Origin of the sequence: Pararhodobacter aggregans (genome assembly GCF_003075525.1) — a bacterium.
In the GTDB taxonomy this organism is placed as follows: Bacteria; Pseudomonadota; Alphaproteobacteria; order Rhodobacterales; family Rhodobacteraceae; genus Pararhodobacter; species Pararhodobacter aggregans.
Genome location: NZ_QDDR01000014.1, coordinates 1 through 17,804 on the forward strand (window position 1 = coordinate 1; position 17,804 = coordinate 17,804).

Here is a 17,804-nt window from a genome sequence, read left to right on the forward strand (position 1 = left end):
GCGATCTCGTCGAAGGGGTTCATCGACATCTTCACGTTCGCAAGGTCAACACCAGACCCGTCCGCCTTCACGCGAACCTTCACGTTGTAGTCGATAACCCGCTTCACGGGCACCAGGATTTTCATGGACAGCTCTCCTTTGCGTCAGGGCGGTTCCCCGGTTCGGGTCATAAACCGGCCATGGCGCAATGTCTATTGGTAGTACCTATAAACCTATAGAGTGCCGCGCATTTCGCCTGCTTCCTGGCTTGTCGTGAAGGGCAGTCACGAAAACGGGCCGTCCCTTTGCCGGGGCGGCCCGTTCGCTTTGGGAGTGCTGCTTACGAGGTCGTCAGGTCAGAAGGGCGAAGAGGCCGACCCAGATGAGGCCGCCCAGGATCACGGCGAGCAGGATTCCGGCGCCCGCTGGCAACGCGCCTGAGCGCGGGGGGGATGCCAGGAGCGCAATATCGGTCTCTGCCCGTGTGTTCATCGCCAAATCCTTCCGAATGGACCCAGAATGATCCTGATCCATGAAGGAACTCTTAACGGGGGCGAAAATATGGCGGCCTCGGGGCGATTCCGAGAGCGGTCAGCGCGTGAGCAGCGCCTCGACCTCGGCCCGCTCGGGCATGGCGGCGGCGGCACCGGGCCGGGTCACCTGCAGCGCGGCGGCTGCGGCGGCATAGCGCATCGCGGCTTCAACCGCCTCGCCCCGGTCCAGCGCCGCGGCCAGCGAGCCCGCGAAGCAATCCCCTGCGCCGGTGGTGTCGACGGGCGTGACACGCAGCGACGGCACGAAAAGCGGCTCTCTGCCTGCGGAAATCCACTCCGCCCCCTCGGCGCCGCGGGTGACGATCACCGCCTCGACCGGCTGGTCGGCCAGCGGAGTGCCGGTGGCCTCGACCAGCGCCCGCGCCTCGCCTGCATTGACCAGCAGATGCGTGACATGGGGCAGCACCGCCAGCAATGGCGCCAGCGCGAAAGGCGCGGCGGAATAGAAGACGCGCATCCCCCGGGCCCGGGCCAGCGCCGCGGCCTCGACCTGATGCGAGGTCTCGTTCTGCAGCAGCAGGATATCATCGGGCCGGGCGCCCGAAAGCGTGGCCTCGATCAGGGCCGGATCCTGCGCCTGATTGGCGCCGGAATAGATGATGATCTGGTTCTCGCCCCGGTCATCGACGGCAACGATGGCGTGGCCGGTCGGCTCGGCCACGGCGCGGATGCTGTCCATGCCGATGCCATGCCCGGCCAGCGCGGCGGCGATCCAGCCATCGCCTTGCCCAACCGCGCCGATATGCACGACCCGCGCCCCGGCCCGGAGCGCGGCGATCGACTGGTTGATGCCCTTGCCCCCCAGACCCGGCTGATAGGCCCGGGCCGAGGCCGTCTCACCGGCCAGCGGCAGGGCCGGCAGCCGGTAGACGTGATCGATGTTGATCGAGCCCAGGCAATAGACGCTCATTTTCCGGCGATCCCCACCCGGCAGGCCGCCATCACCGCCATGTTCATGATGTCGTTGACGGTGGCCCCGGTCGACAGGATCTGAATCGGCTTCGGCACGCCGGTCAGGATCGGGCCGATCACCGTGGCGCCCGCCATCTCCTGCATCAGCTTGACCGAGATCGAGGCCGAATGCCGCGCGGGCACCACCAGGATATTGGCCGGTTTGGAGAGGCGCGAGAAAGGATAGGCCTCGGCCGCCTTGGGGTTGAGGGCGACGTCCACGGTCATCTCGCCCTCGTATTCGAAATCGACGCCGCGGGCCTCCAGCACATCGGGGGCGAGGTGCATCTTGTGGGCGCGTTCCGAGATCGGATAGCCGAAGGTCGAGAAGCTGACGAAGGCGACCCGGGGCTCCATCCCCAGGGCCCGCGCCACGCCCGCCGCCCGCACGGCGATATCGGCGAGGTCTTCTTCCTCGGGCCATTCATGGACCAGGGTATCGGCGATCAGAACGATCTTGCCCTTGTGCAACAGCGCGGTCACGCCGACCGCCCCGTCCTGCGCCCTTGCGTCGAAGACATGGTTTATCATGTCCATGACCAGCGCCGATTTCCGCGTGGCGCCGGTGACCAGCGCGTCGCCATGCCCGTGCTGCAGCATCAGCGCCGAAAAGATATGCCGGTCGCGGGTGGCCATGCGGTGGACGTCGCGCTGGTCGAAACCTTTGCGCTGCAGCCGCTGGTAGAGGAAGTTCTTGTAGGCCTCCAGATGCCTTGTGTTGGCCGCGTTGACCACGGTCAGCTCGCGCACCGCATCGCCCAGACCCGCGGCTTCCAGCCGGCGTTTCACGTCATCGTCCTGACCCACGACCAGCGACTTGCCCAGCCCGGCGCGCTGATAGGCGACAGCGGCGCGCAGGACGCGCTCGTCATCGCCTTCGGCAAAGATCATGCGGCTCTGCGCTTGCCGGGCGCGGGCAAAGAGGCTCTGCTGGATCGAGGCGGTCGGATCCATCCGCGAGCGGAGGTTGTGCTTGTAGGCCTCCATGTCGATGATCGGACGGCGGGCGACGCCGGTGTCCATCCCGGCCTTCGCCACCGCGGGCGGGATCGTGTAGATCAGCCGCGGGTCAAAGGGCGTGGGGATGATGTAGTCGCGCCCGAAGCTGAGCTTGCGGCCATAGGCCATGGCAACCTCGTCCGGCACATCCTCACGCGCGAGTTCGGCCAGCGCCCGGGCGCAGGCGATCTTCATCTCGTCGTTGATGGCCCGGGCGTGGATATCCAGCGCGCCGCGGAAGAGATAGGGGAAGCCCAGGACGTTGTTGACCTGGTTGGGGTAATCCGAGCGGCCGGTGGCGACGATGGCATCGGCGCGGACGGCCTGCGCCTCTTCCGGCGTGATCTCGGGGTCGGGGTTGGCCATGGCGAAGATGACCGGGTTCTCGGCCATGCTTGCCACCATCTCGGCCGTGACCGCGCCCTTGGCGGAGACGCCGAGGAACACATCGGCGCCGACCATCGCCTCTTCCAGCGTGCGGGCATCCGTCACCACGGCATGCGCCGATTTCCACTGGTTCATGCCCTCGGTACGGCCCTGCCAGATCACGCCCTTGGTGTCACACATGATGCAATTGTCGTGCTTGGCGCCCATCGACTTGATGAGTTCCAGACAGGCGATCCCGGCGGCCCCGGCGCCGTTCAGCACGACCTTGCAATCCTCGATCTTCTTGCCCGAGATCTCCAGCGCGTTGATGAGACCCGCGGCGCAGATCACCGCCGTGCCGTGCTGGTCATCGTGGAACACCGGGATATCGCAAAGCTCTTTCAGGCGGCTCTCGATGATGAAGCACTCGGGGGCCTTGATGTCCTCGAGGTTGATGCCGCCAAAGGTGGGCGACATGAGGTGCACGGCCTTGATGATCTCGTCCGCGTCCTCGGTCGCCAGTTCGATGTCGATGGCGTTGACGTCGGCGAAGCGCTTGAAGAGAACCGCCTTGCCCTCCATCACCGGCTTCGAGGCCAGCGCGCCGAGATTGCCAAGGCCCAGGATCGCCGTGCCGTTGGAAATCACCGCGACCATGTTGCCCTTGACGGTGTAGTCGTAGGCCAGCCCCGGGTCCCGTGCGATCGCCTCGACCGGCACAGCCACGCCCGGCGAATAGGCCAGCGACAGGTCGCGCTGGGTGGCCATCGGCTTCGATGCCTGGATCTCGTATTTGCCCGGCACGGGCTCGAAGTGATAGCGCAACGCCTCTTCGGGCGTGGTACGAGACTTGCGGGACATGGGGCCTCCTCCGTTGCGCCTTGTCTAGCGCCTCGGATGGCGCCGAACAACGCGGGAATCGGGGTTTTCCCGGGGTTAGCGGTTTTGTAGGGTCGCGCGAAAATCAAGGAGCAGGATGTGAGCGAGGCGGCTGCCGGCGTCACGCCGATGATGGCGCAATATCTGGAAATCAAGGGCCGGCACGCTGATGCGCTGCTGTTCTACCGGATGGGCGATTTCTACGAGATGTTCTTTGACGACGCGGTTGCGGCGGCGGCGGCGCTGGATATCGCGCTGACCAAGCGCGGGCTGCATCTGGGCGAGGAAATCCCGATGTGCGGCGTGCCGGTCCATGCCGCCGAGGGCTATCTGCTGACGCTGATCCGCAAGGGCTTTCGCGTCGCCATCGCCGAACAGATGGAGGACCCGGCCGAGGCCAAGAAGCGCGGCTCCAAATCGGTGGTGAAGCGCGACGTGGTGCGGCTGGTCACGCCCGGCACGCTGACCGAGGACGCGCTGCTGGAGCCCCGGCGGCACAATTACCTGGCCTGCTGGGCCGATATCCGCGGCGAGGCGGCGCTGGCCTGGGCCGATATCTCGACCGGGGAGCTGAGGGTCATGTCCTGCACCGGCGCCCGTCTGGCGCCGGAACTGGCCCGGCTGGGCGCGCGCGAGATGGTGGTGCCCGAGGATCTGGCCGAGGGGCTGCGCGACCTCGCCGCCGACATGGGGCTGGCCTTGGCCGAGCGCGGTCGGGGATCCTTCGACAGCGCCGCCGGGGGCAAGCGGCTCTGTGCGCTTTTCGGGGTGCAGACGCTGGACGGGTTCGGCACCTTCGGCCGGGCCGAGGTTTCGGCGCTGGGCGCGCTGGTCGATTATCTGGACCTGACGCAGAAGGGCCGGATGCCGCTGCTGCGCCCGCCAGTGCGCGAAAGCGCGGGCGCGGCGATGCAGATCGACGGGGCAACCCGGCGCAATCTGGAACTGACAGCGGCGCTGGCCGGCGGGCGCGAGGGTTCGCTGCTGGCCGCCATCGACATGAGCGTGACCTCGGGCGGCGCGCGGCTGCTGGAACGGCGGATCGCGGCCCCCTCCTGCGATCTGGCGGTGATCCGGGCGCGGCTCGAGGCGGTGGCGGCGCTGGTCGGCGACGACCTGCTGCGCGGCGATCTGCGGGCGGCGCTGCGGGTGGTGCCGGACATCGACCGGGCGCTGTCGCGGCTGGCGCTGGACCGGGGCGGGCCGCGCGATCTGGCGATGCTGCGGGCGGGGCTGGCGCAGGCCGGGGTTCTGGCCGGGCTCATGGCCGACGATTTGCCCGAGGCGCTGGTCACGGCCCGCCGGGCGCTGGTCGGTCATGACGAGATCGCCGGGCTGCTGTCGGGTGCTTTGGTCGAGGAGCCGCCCTTACTGGCCCGCGACGGCGGCTTCATCGCCAAGGGCGTGGACCCGGATCTGGACGCGGCGCGGGAGTTGCGGGACGAGGGGCGCGGGGTCATCGCCCGGATGCAGGCCGAGTATATCGCCGAAACCGGCATCCCCTCGCTGAAGATCAAGCATAACAACGTCTTGGGTTATTTCATCGAGACGACGGCGACCCATGCCGAGAAGATGCTCTCGGCCCCGTTCAACGAGGTCTTCAAGCACCGGCAGACGACGGCCAATCAGGTGCGCTTCACCACCGTGCCCCTGTCCGAGATGGAGACGAAGATCCTGAACGCGGGCGCCCGGGCGCTGGAGATCGAACTGCGGATCTTCGGTGAACTGAAGGCCGCGGTGCTCGACTCCGCCGCCGCGATCCACGGCGCGGCGCGGGCGCTGGCCGAGGTCGATGTGACCGCCGGTTTCGCCGAACTGGCCCGGGTGCGGGACTGGGCGCGGCCGCTGGTCGATGCCAGCCGGGTGTTCGAGGTCGAGGCCGGGCGGCATCCGGTGGTGGAGGCGGCGCTGGCCCGGGCCGGTCAACCCTTCGTCGCCAATTCGCTGGATCTGGAACCGGGCGACAAGGGCGCGGCGATCTGGCTGGTCACGGGGCCGAACATGGCCGGTAAGTCGACCTTCCTCAGGCAGAACGCGCTGATCGCCATCCTGGCGCAGGCGGGAGGCTATGTCCCGGCGCGCTCCGCCCGGATCGGGCTGGTGGAACAGGTGTTCAGCCGGGTCGGCGCCTCGGACGATCTGGCGCGGGGACGCTCGACCTTCATGGTCGAGATGGTGGAAACCGCGGCCATCGTCAATCAGGCGGGGCCGCGGGCCTTTGTCATCCTCGACGAGATCGGGCGCGGGACCGCGACCTATGACGGCCTGTCCATCGCCTGGGCGGTGCTGGAGCATCTGCACAGCGTGAACCGCTGCCGGGCGCTGTTCGCCACGCATTACCACGAGATGGTGGGGCTGGCCGACAAGCTGGAAGGGGTGGAGAACGCCACGGTGGCCGTCCGCGAATGGGAGGGCGAGGTGGTCTTCCTGCACGAGGTCATCAAGGGCGCGGCGGATCGGTCCTATGGCGTGCAGGTGGCGCGGCTGGCCGGTCTGCCGGAGGCGGTGATCGCCCGGGCGCGCGAGGTGCTGGGACTTCTGGAACAGGGCGACAGCGGGCAGAAGGGCGCCAAGGCGCTGATCGACGACCTGCCGCTTTTCGCCATGGCCCCCCCTGCCCCGGTGCGGCGGGTCGAGGCGCCGAAAGCCTCGGCGGTGGAGGAGAAGCTGCGCGGCGTGCATCCCGACGCGCTGACCCCGCGCGAGGCGCTGACGCTGCTCTATGAACTGCGGGATATGCTGGAGCCGTGATGTCGGATGGTGCGTGCGAGCACGCACCCTACGGGGCGCGTCGGGCCCGGGCATGAAAAAGGGTGGGGTGAAACCCCACCCTACAGGGTATCTGGCGCTGTAGGGTGGGATTTCATCCCACCGTTCCGCAATCAACCGGGCGTCGAGCTGACGCCGACCTGCGCCGGACGCAGCAGATGCTCGTGCAGGCGGAAGCCTTCCGAGATCACCTGGATGATCTGACCGGCCTTGGTGCCGGGCACCGGGGCCTCGAACATCGCCTCGTGGAAATGCGGGTCGAATTGCTCGCCGACCTGCGGCGCGACCAGCTCGATCCCGTGCCGCTGGAAGATGTTGCCCAGATCGCGCAGCGTCAGGTCCAGCCCTTCGGCCAGACCCTTCTGCTGCTCGCGCAGGCTGTCGTCCATCAGCGCCAGCGCCCGGTTCAGGTTGTCATAGACCGAGAGCATGTCGCGGGCGAGCTTCTGCCCGCCATAGATCGCCGCCTCGCGCCGGTCCTTCTCGGCCCGTTTGCGGATATTCTCCAGATCCGCCAGCGAGCGCATCAGCCGGTCGCGCATCTCGGCGCGCTCGACCTCGAAGGCCGCGTGGATCGCGTCCAGATCGGGGGTGGGGTCGCCCTGCTCGTTCGGGGCGGCGGTCGTTTCGTCGACCGGCTTTTCCTGGGGTTCAGCCATAGAATCCTCGTCTCAATCGGAACCCAGATCGGTCAGCATGCGGCCGACGAGCTGGGCGGTGTAATCCACGATCGGGACGATGCGGCCGTAATTGAGCCGGGTCGGGCCAATCACCCCGACCGCACCGACGATCTTGCTGTCGGCGTTCATATATGGAGAAACCACCAGAGTGGAACCCGTCAAAGAAAAGAGTTTGTTCTCCGCGCCGATGAAAATGCGCACCCCCTCGCCGCGTTCGGTGTGTTCCAGCACCTCGGCGATGTCGCGCTTGCGTTCGAGGTCGTCGAAAAGCTCGCGGATCCGTTGCAGGCTGTCGGCGTCGGCCTGTTCCAGCAGGTTCGCCCTGCCCCGCACGATCAGGCGTTCATGCCGCTCGCCCTCGTTCTCCCACAGCGCCATGCCGCGGGTGATGAGGTCGGTGGCCAGCGAGTCGATCTCCTGCCGGCGGGCGGTGATCTCGGTCCTCAGGCGGCCGCGGAGACCGGTGAGGGTGAGACCGGCGGCGAAGGCATTGATGAAATTGACCGCCTCGCGCAGCGCCGCGGGCATCAGGCCGGGCGGCGGGGTGAAGACGCGGTTCTCGACATGGCCATCGGCAAAGACCAGCACCACCAGCGCCCGGTCGTTCGAGATGGGGACGAATTCGATATGCTTGATCGCCGCCTCGTGCTTCGGCGCCAGTACCAGCGAGGCGCCGCGGGTGATCCCGGAGAGCGCATTGCCGACCCGGTCCAGCATCGCCGTCACATCGCGGTCGTTCGACTGGCGCGTGGCCTCCAGCCTCTCGCGGTCGGTGGCGGTGACGGGATCGACCTCAAGGAGCGCATCGACGAAAAGCCGCAGCCCCTGCTGGGTCGGCACCCGCCCGGCCGAGACATGCGGGCTTTCCAGAAGGCCCATGTATTCCAGATCCTGCATCACGTTGCGGATCGTCGCCGGGGACAGGCGTTCGTGGAAATCGCGGGTGATGGTCCGCGAGCCGACCGGGGCCCCGGTATGGAGGTAGCTGTCGACCACACGGCGGAAGACCTCGCGCGCGCGGTCGTTCAGATCGTTGAAGGCTTTGTTTTCTGCGCTCATGTCGGTCAGGTTTCGGCAGGTCCAGGGGCGCGGCAGCCCGTCAATCCGGTTGCAAGGCGGGGCGCCCGCCCGTATCTGAGAGCCGCAGCAGGAAAGGATCATGTCATGCGCCCATCGGGTAGGAAACTAGATGAAATGCGGGTGGTTTCAATCGAAACCGGCGTGATGCGGCATGCCGAGGGCTCGTGCCTGATCAAGGTGGGCAACACGCATGTGCTGTGCACCGCCTCGGTCGAGGATCGCACGCCGCCTTTCCTGAAGAACACCGGGCTGGGTTGGGTCACCGCCGAATACGGCATGCTGCCCCGCGCCACCAACACCCGCAACCGGCGCGAGGCCGCAACCGGCAAGCAAGGCGGAAGAACTGTTGAGATTCAACGGCTTATCGGTCGGGCCCTGCGCGCAGGCGTCGATCGCTCGGCGCTGGGCGAACGGCAGATCGTCATCGATTGCGACGTGATCCAGGCCGATGGCGGCACGCGCTGCGCCTCGATCACCGGCGCCTGGGTGGCGCTGCGTCTGGCGGTGGACAAGCTGATGAAGGCCGGGCAGATCGTCTCGGACCCGATGATCGGCCATGTGGCGGCGGTGTCCTGTGGCATTTATGCCGGTCAGCCGGTGCTGGACCTCGACTACGACGAGGACAGCGCGGCCGGGGTTGATGGCAATTTCGTCATGCTGGGCGACGGTCGGCTGATCGAGGTGCAGATGTCGGGCGAAGGCACGGTCTTTGCCCGGTCGCAGATGGATCAGCTGCTGACCCTGGCCGAGAAGGGCGTGGGCGAGCTGGTCGCGGCGCAGAAGGCGGCGCTGTGACCGGCGGGCTGGGCGAGGTTCTGCTCTTTGCCACGCATAACGCGGGCAAGGTCGAGGAGATGCAGCAGATGCTGGCGCCCTATGGGGTGCGCGTGGTCTCGGCCAAGGAGCTGACCCTGCCCGAGCCCGAGGAGACCGAGGACACCTTCGTCGGCAATGCCCGGATCAAGGCGCATGCGGCCGCGAAGGCGACCGGGTTGGTGGCTTTGGCCGACGATTCCGGCCTCTGCGTCGACGCTTTGGGCGGCGATCCGGGCGTTCGGACCGCCGATTGGGCCGAAGGCCCGGGCGGCCGGGATTTCCTGCGCGCCATGGAGCGGACCCGCGCCGCTTTGGGCGATGCACCGCAGCCCTGGGGGGCGGAGTTCCGCTCGACCCTGGTGCTGGCCTGGCCGGATGGTCGGGATGAGGTCTATGACGGCGCGGTCCGCGGACATCTGGTCTGGCCGATCCGGGGCGCGCTCGGCCATGGCTACGATCCCATGTTCGTGCCGGAGGGCGAAACGCGGACCTTCGCCGAAATGACGGCGGAGGAGAAGAATGCGCTGTCGCACCGGTCGCGGGCATTGGCGGCGCTCGTCAAGGCTCGTTTCACGTGAAACATTCCGGGCCCGAGGATTGGCGGAACGGCGGCTTCGCGCTTTACGTGCATTGGCCGTTCTGCGCCTCCAAATGCCCCTATTGCGACTTCAACAGCCATGTGTCGCAGAGCATTTCGCACGAGGATTGGCGCCGGGCCTATGTGTCCGAGATCAAGCGCTGGGCCGAGCGAACCCCGGGGCGCGTGCTGACCTCGATCTTCTTCGGCGGTGGCACACCCTCGCTGATGGAGCCGGAAACGGTGGCGGCGGTGATCGACACCGCGCGCAGTGTCTGGCTGCCGTCCAACGACATCGAGATCACGCTGGAGGCTAACCCGACCTCGGTAGAACGCGCGAAGTTTCAGGCGTTTGCCGATGCCGGGGTCAACCGCGTGTCCCTGGGCGTTCAATCGCTGGACGACGAAGCGCTGCGGCTTCTGGGACGGCGCCACAGCGCCGCCGAAGCGCTGAGGGCCTGGGATGTCGCCAATGCGGTCTTCGCGCGGACCAGTCTGGATCTGATCTATGCCCGGCAGTTCCAGACGCAGGAACACTGGCGCAAGGAACTGACCGAGGCGCTGGCGCTGAGCCCCCGCCATCTGTCGCTCTACCAGCTGACGATCGAGGAAGGCACCGCCTTTGGGGATCGCTATTCGCTGGGCAAACTGCCCGGCCTGCCCAGCGAGGACCGCGGCGCCGACCTCTGGTCGATGACGCAAACGCTGTGCGAAGACGCCGGGCTTCCAGCCTATGAGGTCTCTAACCATGCTGAAACAGGCATGGAATCGCGCCATAATCAGGTCTATTGGCGCTATGGCGATTATGTCGGCATCGGACCGGGCGCGCATGGCCGCGTGACCGAAGGTGGCGTCAGGCGCGCCACCGAGGCCCTGCGGGCCCCTGCCCCCTGGCTGAGGTCAGTCACGCAAGGCATTCCTTCGGTCACCGAGGAGACCCTCAGCGGAACCGACGCCTCGGCCGAGATGCTGATGATGGGGATGCGGCTGCGAGAAGGCATAGATCTGGCGCGCTACACCGCCTTGGCAGGCAGCCCCCTGCCGGAGACTGCCCTGCGCGATCTGCGCGATCTGGACCTGATCTGGCAAGCCGAGGGTCGAATCGGCACCACCGACGCCGGCCGTCCGCTGCTCAACAGCGTGCTGCGCGCGCTGCTCTGAGCCTCAGCGAACCGAGGACAGCAGCTGGCAGAGTTGATCCAGTTGGTCGAGCGACTGATAGCGGATCGTCACCTGCCCCTCGCCGCCCGCACGATGGTCGATGACCACGCTCATGCCCAGATTGGCCGAAAGATCCTCTTCCAAGGCCCGGGTATCGGCGTCCTTCTGGCGGGCGGCACGGGCAGCGCCCGGCATTGGCTTGGTCGAAACGCGGCGCGCCAGATCTTCCGTTTCGCGCACCGAGAGCCCTTCGCCTGCGACCTTCAGCGCCAAGGCGACCGGATCCTCGGCCGTCACCAGCGCCCGGGCGTGACCCGCGCTGATGGTTCCGGCGACGACCATGTTCTGCACATCCTGCGGCAGGTTCAGCAACCGCAACAGGTTGGCGATATGGCTGCGGCTCTTGCCGAGCGCTTCGGCAACCTTCTCCTGCGTGTGGCCGAACTTGTCGATCAGCGCACGGTAGCCCGCGGCCTCTTCGATGGCGTTAAGGCCTTCCCGCTGGATATTCTCGATGATCGCGACTTCCAGGACTTCCTGATCGTCGAAATCCCGAACCAGGACCGGTACGCTGGCAAGCTGCGCCAGTTGCGCCGCCCGCCACCGGCGTTCCCCGGCGACAATCTCATACGTTCCCGCCTCGGCGAGCGGCCGCACCACCAGCGGCTGCACGATTCCCTTGGTTCGGATCGATTCCGCCAGTTCATTCAGCGCGCGCTCATCAAATTTGCGGCGAGGCTGGTCGGGATTGGCGCGAATCGCCTCGATCGGCAATAGCTCCAGGCCGTTGCGGCGGGGGTCCGGCGTGGCGACGGGATCGTTGACACCGGCATCGACACCAATATCCGCCATCAGGGCCGACAGGCCGCGACCCAGGCCACGACGTTCGGGCTTTCGTTCGCTCATCTCAGGCATCCTCACGCAGATCGTTGTTATTCTTCAGAAACTCGCGCGAAAAGGCGCGATAGGCCTGCGATCCTTTGGACGTCGGATCATAGGCCAGGACCGGGACCGCGAAGGACGGCGCCTCACTGAGGCGGACGTTGCGCGGGATGACGGTCTGATAGACCAGCGCCCCCAGGGTTTCGCGCGCGTCGCGCTCCACCTGCTGTGACAGGTTGTTGCGCTGGTCGTGCATGGTCAGAAGCACGCCCTCGACCCTGAGCGCCGGATTGGCGGTCTGGCGAATCTCGCGAATCGTCAGCATCAGTTGCGACAGACCTTCGAGGGCGAAGAACTCGCTCTGCAACGGAATCAGCACGGAATGCGCGGCGACCAGCGCGTTCACCGTCAAGAGGTTCAGCGAGGGCGGGCAATCGATCAGCACATAATCGAAACCCAGGTCCGCCAGTGACGGGCTCGCCAAGGCATCCCGCAGCAGGAAACTGCGCTTGTTGACGTTGTAAAGCTGCACGTCCGACGACGACAGCTCGGTCGTTGACGGGATCAGGCGAACATTCTCCGTTCCCGTATCCATCACGACAGCGCGCGGGTCGGCATCCCCCAGCAGCAGATCATAGACCGTCAGCCGTCGTTGTTCGAGCCCGACACCGAAGCCGGTCGAGGCATTGCCCTGCGGATCCATGTCCACAACAAGTACCTTGCGGCCAAGTTCGGCAAGGCTGGCGGCAAGGTTGATGGCCGTCGTCGTTTTGGCGACGCCGCCCTTCTGGTTGGCGATAGCGATGGTTTTCATCGGGTTCCGTCCAAGGGCCGCAGGTTACGAAGGACCAGGATCGCGCCGTCAGGATCGGCGCGGCTGGGCGATATCTCCAGATCGAAGTGCCACGATTGCCGGGCATCTTCAACCTCCTGCGCGGCATTTCGACCCTTTGGCAGCAGGGCCGTCCCTTCTGGATCGAGATGCCGATGGGCGTAAGTCAGAAGCAATGGCAAGGCGGCAAGAGCCCGGGCAGAGAGGATGTCGGCGCCCAGCGGTGGGGTCTTCTCGATCCTCTCGCGCAGCACCTTGACGTTCAGGTCCAGTTGACGCCCGGTCGTTGCAAGGAAGGCGGCCTTGCGGGCGTCCGATTCTACCAGCGTGACCAGCGCGGCGGGGTTTTCCTCGGCTGCCAGGCAGGCGATAACCAGACCGGGCAGGCCGCCCCCTGCCCCAAGGTCGGTCCAATGCCTGAAATCAGCATGGGCCAGAGGATAGAGCTGCGCCGAGTCGAGGATGTGGCGTGACCAGCTCTCGGCATAGGTGGCCTTGGCGATCAGATTGATCGCGCTCGACCACTTGAGCAGCGCGGCGTCAAAGGCCTCCAGCCTCTCCAGTGTTTCACGTGAAACACTCCGGCCGAGGATGCGCTCCAAGTCAGCCGATCGCGACACGCGCGGCCTGCTGCAAGACTTTGAGATGCGCGAGAATTGCCGTCAAGGCAGCGGGTGTCATCCCTTCGATGCTCCCGGCCTCAGCCAGCGTCGCTGGCCGCGAGGCGGCCAGCTTGAGGCGCAACTCGCTGGAAAGAGACGAAATTTTCGAGAAGTCGAGCCCCGTTGGGATCACTACACCGCCTTCACGCCTAAGCTGCTCTGCTTCGCGCGCCTGCCGCGCCACATAGGGTTCGTAGAAGGTTTCGCGAGCAACCTGAACCACATCATCATCCCGCAAGTCCGGAAATCGAGACCCGACGCCCTCCGAATTGCCGTGCAGCCCAAGAAGATGCCCGGCAACGAAGCGCCAGCTGCGCCGCTGCCCGTCTTTCGGAACAGAGATCCCGAGCTTGTCCAGTTCCGATGGCGTCGCGGGTTCAGCCTCCAGTGCCTGGGCGGTTGCTGCCAGCCGCCCGATCTTGTCCTCAAACGCCACCTTCCGGTGATCGGAAACCAGACCAAGCGACGCACCAATCTGCGTCAAACGCTGGTCGGCGTTATCGGCGCGCAGCGTCAGGCGATACTCGGCCCGCGAGGTGAACATCCGGTAGGGTTCGCTCACTCCCCGGGTCACCAGATCGTCGATCATCACGCCGATATAGCTGTCAAACCGCGACAGCGTCAGCGGCTCCATGTCCAGCGCGGCAGCCGCCGCGTTCGCGCCGGCCAGCAGGCCCTGCGCCCCGGCCTCCTCATATCCGGTGGTTCCGTTGATTTGACCGGCGAGGAACAGGCCAGGCATCGCCTGGACCTCCAGGCTCCGCGTCAGACCCCGAGGGTCGAGATAGTCGTATTCGATGGCATAGCCGAAATGCAGGATCCCGACAGTCTCGAGCCCGACGATGGACCGCAGAAACGCCTCCTGCACCTCGCGCGGCAGCGAGGTCGAGATCCCGTTCGGATAGATCGTGTCGTCGTCCAGACCCTCGGGCTCCAGAAACACGTTATGCGAGGTCTTATCGGCGAACCGGGTCACCTTGTCCTCGACCGAGGGGCAATAACGGGGCCCGACCCCGGTGATATTGCCGGAACGCATGGCCGAGAGATGCAGGTTCCGCTCGATGATCTCATGGGTCCGCGGGTTCGTCTCGGTCACCCCGCAGGCAATCTGTCGCGCCTCGGGCCGACGATTCAGGAAAGACATCATCACCGGATCAGCGTCGCCCTCCTGCCGGTCAACCCTGTCCCAGTCGATGGTTCGCCCGTCCAGCCTCGCCGGAGTCCCGGTCTTCAAACGCCCGATCCCGGTCGCCATCTCGCGCAGCCGTGCGCCCAGGCGATCCGCCGCCTCGGCGCCCCGGCGACCCGCCGACAGCCGTTCGGTGCCGATATGGATCTCGCCCCGCAGGAAGGTGCCCGTGGTCAGGACAACCGCCCGCGCCGACAGCACCATGCCGTCCGCCAGAACCACCCCGGCAACCCGCGCGCTGTCCATGTGGAAATCGACGACCTCGCCCTCCAGGACGGTCAACCGCTCCTGACCCGCAACATGGCGCTGCGCGAAATCGGCATAGCGGCGCCGGTCGGCCTGAACCCTCGGCCCCTGCACTGCGGGGCCGCGCGATCTGTTGAGCAGTCGGTACTGGATCCCGGCGTGGTCCGCCGCCAAACCCATCATCCCGTCCAGCGCATCAATCTCGCGTACCAGATGACCCTTGCCGATGCCCCCGATCGCCGGGTTGCATGACATCACGCCCAGATCGCTGCGCCGGAACGTCACCAGCGCCGTCTCAGCACCCCGCCGAGCCGCGGCCAGCGCTGCCTCAAGCCCGGCGTGCCCGCCGCCCACCACGATAACGTCGAAATGTTTCACGTGAAACGAGCCTCATTTCCCGATGCAGAAGGACGAAAAGATTCGCCCAAGCACATCTTCTACATCGACCCGCCCGATGATGCCATCCAGAGCGCGGATCGCCGCCTTCACATCTTCCCCGACCAGGTCCCAGCCGACTCCACCCGAGAGCCCCGCCAGCGCGGCGTCGACTCCCTCCGCCGCGCGCGCCAGCTTGTCGAAATGCCGCTCGCGGTTGAAGACCGAGGAATGGGCGATCCGTTGCTGCAATACCCCGGCGATCCGGCCGATCAACGCGCCGATCCCCTCCCCGGTCGCCGCCGAGATCCCCGGCTGCCCCCAAAGATCCGCCTTCGACAGCACGACGATATCCTCGGGCTCGACCCCCTCGGCCACCTCGCCCGGGGCGCCCAGCAGATAGACCCGCAGGTCCGCCGCTGCCGCCCGGGCGCGCCCTCGCTCGATGCCCAGCCGCTCGATCTCGTCCTCGGCCTCGCGCAGCCCGGCGGTGTCGATCAGCGTCACGGCCAGCCCGGCGATCTCCATCCGCACCTCGATCACATCGCGGGTGGTCCCGGCACGGGACGAGGTAATCGCCGCTTCCCGACCTGCCAAAGCATTGAGAAGCGAGGATTTTCCGGCATTCACCGGCCCGACGATCGCCACGTCGAAGCCGCTGCGCACCGCTTCCGAGGCCTTGCGACCGGCGATCTGCGCACCCAGGCTGTCGCGAACCCGCAGCAGCGGCGCCATCACATGCCCGGTCAGATCCGGCGGCAATTCCTCATCGGCGAAATCGAGCGCCGCTTCCAGCATGGCCAGCGACTGCAGCAGATCCTCGCGCCAGCCCTCGATCACCCGCGCTGCCGATCCCTCCATCACCGTCAGGGCCTGGCGCCGCTGCACCTCGGTCTCGGCGTCGATCAGATCGGCCAGCGCTTCGACCTCGGTCAGGTCCATGCGCCCGCCCAGAAAGGCCCGCCGGGTGAATTCCCCGGCCTCGGCCGCCCGCACGCCCTCGCAGGCAAGGCAGGCGCGCAGCAGGGCTCCCACCACGGCAATACTGCCATGCACCTGAAATTCGCAGATCTTCTCGCCGGTGAAACTCGCACCCTCGGCGAAGCACAGCACCAGCCCGCTGTCGATCAGCCCGCCCGAGGCATCGCGCAACCGGGCCAGCCGCGCCTCGCGCACCGGCGGCACGAAGCCCGCGAGCGCCTCGCAGACCGCCCAGGCGCAGGGGCCCGAGACCCGGACGATGGCGACACCGGCGCGCCCCTGCGCCGAGGCCAGGGCGACGATCGTGTCCATCGCCCGGACCTTACGAGTTCATCGATTCGAAGAATTCGCCGTTGGTCTTGGTCTGTTTCAGCTTGGAAATCAGGAACTCGATGGCATCCGTGGTCCCCATCGGGTTCAAGATGCGGCGCAGCACGAAGGTCTTCTGCAGGTTGTTGCGGTCGACCAGCAGCTCTTCCTTCCGGGTCCCGGACTTGAGGATGTCCATCGCCGGGAAGACCCGCTTGTCGGCCACCTTGCGGTCCAGCACGATCTCGCTGTTACCCGTGCCCTTGAATTCCTCGAAGATCACCTCGTCCATGCGCGAGCCGGTGTCGATCAGGGCGGTGGCGATGATGGTCAGCGAGCCGCCCTCTTCGATGTTGCGCGCCGCACCGAAGAAGCGTTTCGGCCGCTGCAGGGCGTTGGCATCCACACCGCCGGTCAGCACCTTGCCGGACGACGGCACCACGGTGTTGAAGGCCCGGCCCAGGCGGGTGATCGAATCAAGCAGGATCACCACGTCGCGCTTATGCTCGACCAGCCGCTTGGCTTTCTCGATCACCATCTCGGCCACCGCCACGTGCCGCGTCGCCGGTTCGTCGAAGGTCGAGGACACGACCTCACCCTTCACCGAGCGCTGCATGTCGGTCACTTCCTCGGGCCGTTCGTCGATCAAGAGGACGATCAGATAGCATTCCGGGTGATTGGACGCGATGGAATGCGCGATGTTCTGCATCAGCACGGTCTTACCCGTGCGGGGCGGGGCGACGATCAGCGCCCGCTGACCCTTGCCCAGCGGCGCCACGATGTCGATGATCCGGGCCGAGCGATCCTTGATCGTCGGATCCTCGATTTCCATTTTCAGCCGCTCGTCGGGATAGAGCGGCGTCAGGTTGTCGAAATGGACCTTGTGGCGGGCGCGCTCGGGGTCGTCGAAGTTGATGCGCGTCACCCGGGTCAGCGCGAAATACTTCTCGTTCTCGCCGGGGGCGACGATGACGCCCTCGATGGTGTCGCCGGTCCGCAGGCTGAACTGGCGGATCATCTCGGGCGAGACATAGATATCGTCGGGACCCGGCAGATAGTTGGCCTCGGTCGAGCGCAGGAAGCCGAAACCATCCTGCAGCACCTCCAGCACGCCGTCGCCGCCGATTTCCCAGCCGTCCTCGGCGCGTTCCTTCAGGATCGAGAACATCATCTCGCCCTTGCGCATCGAGGGGGCGTTTTCGATCTCCAGCTCCTCGGCCAGCGCCAGCAGCGCGGCAGGGGTCTGCGCTTTGAGATCGGACAGGTTCAGACGGTCTTCGGCCATGGTCAGCCCTCCAGGAGGCCCCCCGCATTCGGGCTCGGCATCCATTCTTCGCAAATGTCATCGGGAAACACGGGTACCGGACGGCCCCGCTTCGACCCCGGATCTAGGCGAAATCGCCGGTCAAGTCAATCAGGCGGGGTCTGGTGGGGCAAGCCGGTGCCACGGGGCCATTTAAATTAAAGAAAGAATGTAAGAAGGATGATGATGTAGTAAGGGCTGGGGATAAGCGGAA

General features: G+C 66.4%; 15 protein-coding genes and 1 pseudogene. 4 read left to right on the plus strand and 12 right to left on the minus strand.

The features are described from left to right. The 4 genes and pseudogenes from DDE23_RS20760 to DDE23_RS20770 form a co-directional block, all read right to left on the minus strand. Positions 1-125, minus strand: a pseudogene (locus DDE23_RS20760) (electron transfer flavoprotein subunit beta/FixA family protein); the annotation flags it as partial. Between the two features lie 205 nt (positions 126-330). After that, entirely contained in the window at positions 331-513 is a 183-nt protein-coding gene (locus tag DDE23_RS24965; protein WP_133239602.1) for a hypothetical protein, read from the minus strand. Positions 514-570: 57 nt separating this feature from the next. Next, positions 571-1,443 (minus strand): ribokinase, encoded by an 873-nt coding sequence (locus tag DDE23_RS20765; RefSeq protein ID WP_107754312.1) that lies wholly within the window; start codon positions 1,441-1,443, stop codon positions 571-573. Continuing rightward, positions 1,440-3,710 (minus strand): NADP-dependent malic enzyme, encoded by a 2,271-nt coding sequence (locus DDE23_RS20770; RefSeq protein ID WP_107754314.1) that lies wholly within the window; start codon positions 3,708-3,710, stop codon positions 1,440-1,442. The genes DDE23_RS20765 and DDE23_RS20770 overlap by 4 nt, the downstream gene beginning before the upstream one ends. Positions 3,711-3,857: 147 nt before the next feature. Between DDE23_RS20770 and mutS the strand changes: the two genes are divergently transcribed. Beyond that, entirely contained in the window at positions 3,858-6,479 is a 2,622-nt protein-coding gene (gene mutS / locus DDE23_RS20775; RefSeq protein WP_107754492.1) for a DNA mismatch repair protein MutS, read from the plus strand. A gap of 131 nt (positions 6,480-6,610) precedes the next feature. Here the strand turns inward: mutS and DDE23_RS20780 are convergent, their stop codons facing one another. Further along, the gene (locus DDE23_RS20780; RefSeq protein WP_107754316.1) at positions 6,611-7,156 is read right to left on the minus strand and encodes a nucleotide exchange factor GrpE; all 546 of its coding nucleotides are present in this window, start codon (positions 7,154-7,156) and stop codon (positions 6,611-6,613) included. Between the two features lie 12 nt (positions 7,157-7,168). Then, the gene (hrcA, locus tag DDE23_RS20785) at positions 7,169-8,236 is read right to left on the minus strand and encodes a heat-inducible transcriptional repressor HrcA (protein WP_107754318.1); all 1,068 of its coding nucleotides are present in this window, start codon (positions 8,234-8,236) and stop codon (positions 7,169-7,171) included. 105 nt (positions 8,237-8,341) lie between these two features. Here hrcA and rph point away from each other — a divergent pair, with 105 nt between their 5' ends. The 3 genes from rph to hemW are packed head-to-tail and all read left to right on the plus strand — an operon-like array spanning position 8,342 to position 10,811. After that, positions 8,342-9,052: a ribonuclease PH gene (rph, locus tag DDE23_RS20790; protein WP_107754320.1), complete on the plus strand. Its 711-nt coding sequence runs from the start codon at positions 8,342-8,344 to the stop codon at positions 9,050-9,052. Then, positions 9,049-9,651: an RdgB/HAM1 family non-canonical purine NTP pyrophosphatase gene (gene rdgB, locus DDE23_RS20795; protein ID WP_238150076.1), complete on the plus strand. Its 603-nt coding sequence runs from the start codon at positions 9,049-9,051 to the stop codon at positions 9,649-9,651. Before rph ends, rdgB begins: the two co-directional genes overlap by 4 nt. After that, entirely contained in the window at positions 9,648-10,811 is a 1,164-nt protein-coding gene (hemW, locus tag DDE23_RS20800; protein ID WP_107754322.1) for a radical SAM family heme chaperone HemW, read from the plus strand. Before rdgB ends, hemW begins: the two co-directional genes overlap by 4 nt. Positions 10,812-10,814: 3 nt before the next feature. Here hemW and DDE23_RS20805 read toward each other — a convergent pair whose 3' ends face one another. The 6 genes from DDE23_RS20805 to rho are packed head-to-tail and all read right to left on the minus strand — an operon-like array spanning position 10,815 to position 17,572. Next, the gene (locus DDE23_RS20805; protein WP_107754324.1) at positions 10,815-11,717 is read right to left on the minus strand and encodes a ParB/RepB/Spo0J family partition protein; all 903 of its coding nucleotides are present in this window, start codon (positions 11,715-11,717) and stop codon (positions 10,815-10,817) included. Position 11,718: 1 nt separating this feature from the next. Then, positions 11,719-12,507, minus strand: coding sequence for a ParA family protein (locus tag DDE23_RS20810; protein ID WP_107754326.1), 789 nt, complete (start codon positions 12,505-12,507; stop codon positions 11,719-11,721). Then, complete coding sequence (gene rsmG / locus DDE23_RS20815; protein WP_238150077.1) at positions 12,504-13,127, minus strand: 16S rRNA (guanine(527)-N(7))-methyltransferase RsmG; 624 nt, start codon at positions 13,125-13,127, stop codon at positions 12,504-12,506. Before rsmG ends, DDE23_RS20810 begins: the two co-directional genes overlap by 4 nt. A 1-nt stretch (position 13,128) precedes the next feature. Continuing rightward, positions 13,129-15,000: a tRNA uridine-5-carboxymethylaminomethyl(34) synthesis enzyme MnmG gene (mnmG, locus tag DDE23_RS20820; protein ID WP_107754330.1), complete on the minus strand. Its 1,872-nt coding sequence runs from the start codon at positions 14,998-15,000 to the stop codon at positions 13,129-13,131. 12 nt (positions 15,001-15,012) lie between these two features. Further along, the gene (gene mnmE / locus DDE23_RS20825) at positions 15,013-16,290 is read right to left on the minus strand and encodes a tRNA uridine-5-carboxymethylaminomethyl(34) synthesis GTPase MnmE (RefSeq protein ID WP_107754332.1); all 1,278 of its coding nucleotides are present in this window, start codon (positions 16,288-16,290) and stop codon (positions 15,013-15,015) included. Positions 16,291-16,300: 10 nt separating this feature from the next. Then, positions 16,301-17,572 carry a transcription termination factor Rho gene (gene rho, locus DDE23_RS20830; RefSeq protein WP_107754334.1) on the minus strand — a complete coding sequence of 424 codons (1,272 nt, stop codon included), beginning with the start codon at positions 17,570-17,572 and terminating at the stop codon, positions 16,301-16,303. Positions 17,573-17,804 lie beyond the last annotated feature (232 nt).